Source organism: Bartonella sp. PS7NMGDW (assembly GCF_042193585.1).
GTDB lineage: Bacteria > Pseudomonadota > Alphaproteobacteria > Rhizobiales > Rhizobiaceae > Bartonella > Bartonella grahamii.
This window is the reverse complement of sequence record NZ_JBHILX010000032.1, coordinates 1-6,410: the sequence shown is the minus strand read 5'-3', so window position 1 is coordinate 6,410 and position 6,410 is coordinate 1. Positions and strand designations below refer to the sequence as shown.

The following is a 6,410-nucleotide window of genomic DNA, read 5'->3' as shown; positions in this document are numbered from 1 at the left end:
TCCCCATGGATCAAAAGTCTATCGGTTTTTTGGTCATTTATTGCAGCACCATCACTCCAAGCAATGTTGAAGTAAATATTTGCATCACCCGTTGCATTGTAGACTTCTTGCGTGTCTGGTTTACCAGAACCTATATGCAATGTTTGGTAATGATCTTCTGTTGGTCCATTAAAGATAATGGAGCTGTTATCGAGATTAAGCGTGGAAATATCAGAACGAGATCTTTGAGCGATATCAAGGAGATTGCCATCATCATCTTTTTCATTTTTGCTGATTTTCAACGTCCATTTTGTATTGTTTTTCAGATCAAAGTGCACATTTCTGTCTTTAGCAATATTTGCTCTGCCCTCTAGAATAGACTGATCTGCGCTTAAGGTGAAGGTGCCGTTGGAGATCGCTTTTGAACCTACCTGGTCCCAAAACTCTTTGTATCTCCAATCAATGCCGTTTCCTAGTAAAACATCGGCATGGATTTCTGAATTTTTGAGATTTGCTGTACCGATTGCCAGATCTGCATTATTTTCAATATCGTTGTCAGTGAAAGCTCCAATAAGAATTCCAGCACCATTTTCAACATGAAGTTTTGTATTGACCAAATTGATTTCACTGCTTTTACGTTTTTGGGGATTATCAGGATCTGTGTAAGAGAGAGACATGATCTGCAAACCACCGATTTGTGCCGTTGCAGAAACATTTGTCACATCAATATGCCCGCCGTTTTCTGTATACAATGCAGCTTTTTTCCCAAACACAGTTCCGTCTGTCATTGTGATTTGGGATTGTGGACCGCTTGCATGGAGTCCACTGCCATCAGATGCATTAATTTGAGCATTGTCTTTTATGATAATGGTGCTATCACTCTGAGCATATGCCCCTGAGTCTTTTACATTAAACTCTCCCCCTGATACGTTTATTTGAGAATTAAAAGCAGAGGCTATGCCTATATTTTCTTGAGTAACTGTTACATTTTTCAAAGTAAGGTTGCTGTCATGAGTGGCTACTACCCCGAAAAGTTGTTGGTCATCGTCTTTACCACTTGATATTTTCACATTTTCTAGCTTGTTCTCAGCGCTTTTACTGTTATTAAAAGAAGCGCCTATTATAGAAGCCGTAATAGAACCTCCAGTCATCTTGATTGTAGCTTCTTCGTATGCCATAAGCCCTGTTGAAACATCTTTAATCGTTGTATTATGTAATTCAATTATGCTGCCAGAGCCATCGGCATGTGCACCGTCTCCGGTGCCATCTGTCGATGTTATAGTAATACCAGTGACATCAATCTGTCCGCTGTTTTCGGCAAACAATGTGCCTGTACCCCATCCACTTACTGTCCCTCCAGTCATTGTGATCTTGGATTGTGCACCATCAGCATGGAGTCCATAACCACTGGATGTTGTAATCTCAGTCTTGTTGTCGATAATAACCGTGCTGCCATTTGAAGCATATATTCCATCGAGTTCTCCATCAAATGATCCTCCAGAGACTGTTATTGTCGAGTGATCATCTGCAACTATGGCACTGGTTGCTTGAGTGACAGTTACATTTTTTAAAGTGACTGTACTGTTTTTGTCTGCTTCTATTCCATATTGTAGTAGCTCATTGTCTTTAGAACTTGATATTGTCACATTTTCCAGTTTGTTTTTATCGCTCTCACTGCTCACAAAGCCAGCACCATTATAGGAGGCTTTAATGGTTCCTCCAGTCATGCTGATTGTGCCATTGTCATGTGCATAGAGTCCGCTGTCTTCGGATGATATAATTTGCGCATTATCGGTTAAAATGACGCTGCCGCCTTTTAGAGCACCTATTGTTACATGTTTCGCATCAAATGATCCGCCAGAGACTGTTACTGTAGAAGAATTGTCTGCTATTATGGCGCTATTTGCTTGCATTACTGTTACGTTTTTTAAAGCGACGGCACTGTCGTTGTCTGCGTCTACTCCATTGATTAGTAGCTCACCGTCTTTAGTACTTGATATTGTCACATTTTCCAGCTTGTTTTTGTCGCTCTTAGTGTTAGAGAAAACAGCACCAGCCATAGAAGCCTTAATGGTTCCTCCAGTCATCTTGACTGCACCACTTTTTTGCACTTGAAGCCCGATTATACTATCACTAATGGTCGTTTTTCCAAGCAATTCAATCACACTGTCCGCGCCTTCAGAAAATGCACCGAACCCAGATATAATATCAGAACCTTGAGCTTGTGCATCTGGTATTGCTTTTATTTTTAGAGCAACATCTGTGACTGTAATATGACCACCCGTTTTTGCAGCCAATGCTGCTTCTCTCCCAGTTACGGATCCTCCTATCATCGTGATTGTAGATTGTGTTTCTCCTACGAGTCCAACGTTACCAGATGATGCAATCTGAGCATTATCGGTTAAAGTAATGGTGCTGCCGTTTTCAGCATGTACCGTTACCTTTTTTGCATCAAATGATCCTCCCGAGACTGTTATTGTGGAAGAATTATCTGCTGATATACCACTGTCTGCTTGAACAAATTCTATATTTTTTAAAGCAACTTTACTGTCTTCGTCTGCTTTTACTCCAAAGAGTAGCGGTTCCTCTTCTTTAGCATTTGATATTGTCACATTTTCCAGTTTGTTTTTGTCGCTCTTACTGTTAAAGAAAACAGCACCAACTTTGGAAGCTGTAATGGTTCCCCCAGCCATGCTTATTGCGCCACCATCTTGTGCTTCAAGCCCGATTATACCATCACTAATGGTCGTTTTTCCAAGCAATTCAATTACACTGTTATCGCCATTTGCGAATGCACCGAATCCATATATAATACCAGCGCCCTCAGTGAGCGCATCTACTCCTACTGTTTTTAGAGCAACATCTGTGACCTTAATATGTCCGCCGTCTGCAGCAGCCAATGCTGTTTTTTTCCCAGTTACGGTTCCATCTGTCATTACGATTGTGGAGTTTGATGTTGCTGCGAGTCCATTGGAATCAGATGATGTAATCTGTTTAACATCAGTTAAAACAATGTTGCTGCCACTGATGGCTTGTATTGTGTCTCCTTTTGCCTCAAATGATCCGCCAGAAATTTTTATTGTGGAATCATGATCCGCAATTATGGCGTGCTGTGCTTGAGTCACTTTTACATCTTTTAAAGTGACAGTACTTTTATCTGCGTCTATTCCACTGATTAATAGTGCACCGTCTTTACTACTTGATATCGTTATATTTTCCAGTTTGTTTTTGTCGCTATTACTGCTTTCGAAGAGAGCTCCAACCTTGGAAGCTGTGATGGTCCCCCCAGTCATGTTGATTGCGCCACCATCTTGTGCTGTAAGCCCAATTTTCGCATCGCTAATAGTAGTGTTTTCCAACTCAATCACACTGTTAGAGCCTTTAGAAAATGCACCGAAACCATCGGTATAGCCAGAGCCCTCAGCTGGTTCATCTGTTCCAGCTCCCTTTGTTTTTAAAATAACATCAGTGACCTTAACATGTCCACCGTCTTCTGCAATCAATGCCGCGATTTTTCCTGTCACAGTTCCCTTAGTCATTGTGATGGTGGATTGTGTTTTTGCTGCGAGCCCAGCGTCATCAGATGATGTAATTTGCGCATTGTTTGTTAAAGTAACAGTGCTACCATTTTTAGCAGATATTGCTGCATCTTTTGCGTCAAATGATCCTCCAGAAATTGTTATTGTTGAATGATCATATGCAACTGTGGCATTTATTGCTTGCGTTACTTTTACATTTTCTAAAGTGACTGTACCGTTTTTGTCTAACATTACTCCAAAATTCAGTGGCGCTTTGTTTTCACCACTCGATATCGTCACATCTTTTAGCATACTTTCTTTGTTATTATTATTCCAGAAGAGAGCACCAATATCGGAAACTGTAATGGATCCCCCAGTCATTTGAAATTTAGCATCGTCTTTTGCTTCAACGCCTAAGGAAATAACAGAATCAGTCCCTTTAATGGTTGTGCTACCCTGTAATGTAATCGCACTGTTAACGCCTTCAGCAGTTACAGCATAAACATTCTTGTTTTCACTTGAGTTTGTATTTTTGTTCCCGATCACTGTTACATTCGTTCCAATGATTTGACCACCGGTTTTTGCATGAATAATCTCAAAGGTTTGGTTGGATGGTTTTTCTTCTCCCGTAGATACTTCGAGGGTTGCAGCATGTGCAGTGAACTGGATGTTGAATAGGATGATAGCGGCTGCAGCCGTGCATGATAAAAGGGATGTTTTATACACTAGCATTCTCCTTATGAGAGCCCCAAAAATTCATTTCCCCGCGAACTTCATAAGAAGAAGTGAAAATGGATAGTTGTTATTAATTTCAGTAATAGCCTTTATAAGTATTTTATTTTCTACTGCTTGTCAAAGCTAAAAAATAATTGATATTAAATTTTTTACATATTTATATTTAATACATAACGTATTTATAATCATAAAGTGATTACTTTATATTACATAATTAAATTTATTATAAAACTATTTTGTAAAAATGTTAATTTTATTATGTTTTGATATATTTTATATTATTGTTCATATGAATTTTATAAATTAATAATAATATTTTCTGTAATATTTCTTACAGTTTGTGGTCTTTCCAGAGTTAGTTATGACAGTAATACCCAAACACTGTTTTTAGCATTTTGATTATTCCTACTTTATCTTTCATAAGATTCTAATGTGTTTGATTTTGCTATCTAACGGAGATGGCTTCTCGAGCATACAGCATACGTTTGTTTCTCCTGTTTGGGATATTTTAATAGTATACGAACACTTGCTAGGTTTCTGATAAATGCCTAGTTTTTGATAAGCTGTTGATATATCAATGGCATTTGAAAGAGGCAGAACTTATAAATCTCAAACAATGAAGATGCTTCAAGTTGAAGGCTTGAAACTGATGATGCTTTGATATCATCAAAGTGCGCCTTCATTGAAGAATAACCGCTTTCGTTATTTTGAATTTTTGACACATTCTTGACAAGAAAATCTAAAAAATTGTTTCTGAGGAATTTTTTATAAAAAAATATATAACGTTTTTATGGTGATAGGCTTATGAGATATAAAGTTGAATTGGTAATCACCGTGATTGCTTTTACTCTCTCTGGTTGTTTTAATCTTGATTCTGAAAAGTTAAGAAGGGACAATAGGCTTTATCATGATGCATTCATGGATTGGTCGATGAAAGAAAAGTCTCTTGCAAAAAATTATACTGCTATCATCATGGCTGATCCGCAACCGTGGCGTTTAAACTCTGGTGATGCCAATGGAATATCAAACAGAGAGCCGTGGTTAAAGATAAATGAGCAGGTTGCTGGCGTGATAAAAGCGCACAAGGCCGCGTTCCATATTGTCAATGGTGATCTGACGGAGTTTGGACAACAAAAAAACTATGATGATTATGAAAATGTTTATAAAACTCTTGGAGCACCTGTCTATGAGGGGCTAGGGAATCATGATTATGCCAATAATGTTGGTAATTGTACAAATCCTCAAGAATTCAGTTTTTACAAAGATGCCTGTGCTATAAGTGCAGTTTCAAGAATGGTATCGGAAATCAAAAAATACCGTAATCAATTATTGCATTTTAATGCAGATGTTACTGAAAGTTTGGTTCCCATTTCGGGTGGAAATATTCGCTCGATAAGGGGGAGTTTGAGTTATTCTTGGGATTATGGAGATGTTCACTATGTGCAGCTTCACAATTATCCAAGCTATACGGTTCGTTTGATGGGACAGTCTGTGCAGGCGCAAATCAATAAATCTTTAGATTGGCTTAGAAACGATTTAACTGCTGCTGATGCAAGAGGTAAAGTGACAATCATTATTAAGGGGTGGATTGGTTCCATTGATGTAAGAGAATTTTTGCCAAGTTTTTTGGGAGGCACAACAGCCATTCAACCGATTGGACAATTTGCGGGGGCGGGGCATGCCAATTACTCTGTGAGAGAACAAAGAGACAAAGACCGTTCTCCCATCACACACAATCAAAATGTCACAGTGCATGTCAATGGTGCGCGTGATCCTGTTGCCACCGGTCGTGCGGTTGCCCATGCCATTCAACGGGTACGCGCCAATGCATTGCATGGCGGGACAGAATGAGGGGAGGGAGCCTATGAGAGATCCTTTGATGATGTTAGGACCCGCATCAATTTTATGTGGACTGGCTGAATTTCCAATCTTTTGAAGAAGAGTTTTCTGCCTCATGGGTTTGTATGGAGCGTTTTGGCAAGGCACCCAGTTTGCAATTTACCGGCTATGGCAATGATGCAAAAACCATTCATGGGGTTTGGTTTCCAGAAGAATTTGGGGACCGGGTAGCGATAGATGCTATCACCACAACTATCCGAAGAGCAAAGCCGGTGCAGATGCTTCGTTGGATCAATGATACGACCTATAGTGTCCTTCTCCATGGTCCCGTGGTGATCA

At 39.4% G+C, this 6,410-nt stretch carries 2 protein-coding genes and 1 pseudogene; 2 read left to right on the top strand and 1 reads right to left on the bottom strand.

Features of this window, described 5'->3' with window-relative positions; all coding sequences use genetic code 11:
• Positions 1 to 4,223 (bottom strand): beta strand repeat-containing protein (locus ACFIKJ_RS08480; protein WP_375670482.1); only part of this gene is annotated, 4,223 nt, incomplete at its 3' end.
• A gap of 813 nt (positions 4,224 to 5,036) precedes the next feature.
• On the opposite strand from ACFIKJ_RS08480, the gene ACFIKJ_RS08475 reads away from it, so the two are divergent.
• Positions 5,037 to 6,083, top strand: coding sequence for a metallophosphoesterase (locus ACFIKJ_RS08475; protein ID WP_375670481.1), 1,047 nt, complete (start codon positions 5,037 to 5,039; stop codon positions 6,081 to 6,083).
• A 13-nt stretch (positions 6,084 to 6,096) separates the two neighbouring features.
• Positions 6,097 to 6,410: pseudogene (locus tag ACFIKJ_RS08470) on the top strand (phage tail protein); the annotation flags it as partial.